Origin of the sequence: Ruminococcus sp. AM42-11 (assembly GCF_003480145.1) — a bacterium.
GTDB classification, from domain to species: Bacteria; Bacillota; Clostridia; order Lachnospirales; family Lachnospiraceae; genus Blautia_A; species Blautia_A faecis.
Genome location: NZ_QUIO01000099.1, coordinates 1 through 812 on the forward strand (window position 1 = coordinate 1; position 812 = coordinate 812).

Consider the following 812-nt stretch of genomic DNA (forward strand, 5'->3'; position numbering starts at 1 on the left):
CTTAACCTTGCCAGTAAGCGTAACTCGCCGGACCGTTCTACAAAAAGTACGCGGTTGCACGCATAAGGTGCTCCCACAGCTTGTAGACACAGGGTTTCAGGTTCTCTTTCACTCCCCTCCCGGGGTCCTTTTCACCTTTCCTTCACAGTACTATGCGCTATCGGTCACTAAGTAGTATTTAGCCTTAGGGGGTGGTCCCCCTGACTTCCCACAAGGTTTCTCGTGTCTCGTGGTACTCTGGATCCTGCTCAGTCTCATCTGCTTTCACATACGGGGCTTTCACCCTCTTCGGCCGGCTTTCCCAAAACCGTTCTGTTAGCTTCTAAGAATCATTAATGCAGTCCGTAACCCCGGAATGCACGCATTCCGGTTTAGGCTCTTCCGCGTTCGCTCGCCGCTACTTGCAGAATCGAGTTTTCTTTCTTTTCCTCCGGGTACTTAGATGTTTCAGTTCCCCGGGTTCCCTTCCATACGTTATGGATTGGCGTATGGATGACAGAGGTGTGCTCTGCCGGGTTTCCCCATTCAGAGATCTCCGGATCAAAGGATATTTGCTCCTCCCCGAAGCTTATCGCAGCTTATCACGTCTTTCTTCGGCTCTTAGTGCCAAGGCATCCGCCCTGTGCCCTTATTGCTTGACCTTTCGCTCATCACCCTAGCGTAGGTGATGCGGTCTTTTGATTCTCATTGTTGATCTTTGTCTGCTCTCACAGACTAAATCGATGTCTTCCTATCTTACGTTTTAACGTTTGTATCAAGGATATTTGATTAAACTTTAATCAAATTTACATGTATGCAGTTTTCAAGGTACA

General features: G+C 48.4%; 1 rRNA gene. It reads right to left on the reverse strand.

The annotated features are described in order from the left end of the window. Positions 1–641: ribosomal RNA gene (locus tag DW904_RS22535) — 23S ribosomal RNA — on the reverse strand; the annotation flags it as partial. Between the last annotated feature and the right edge of the window lie 171 nt (positions 642–812).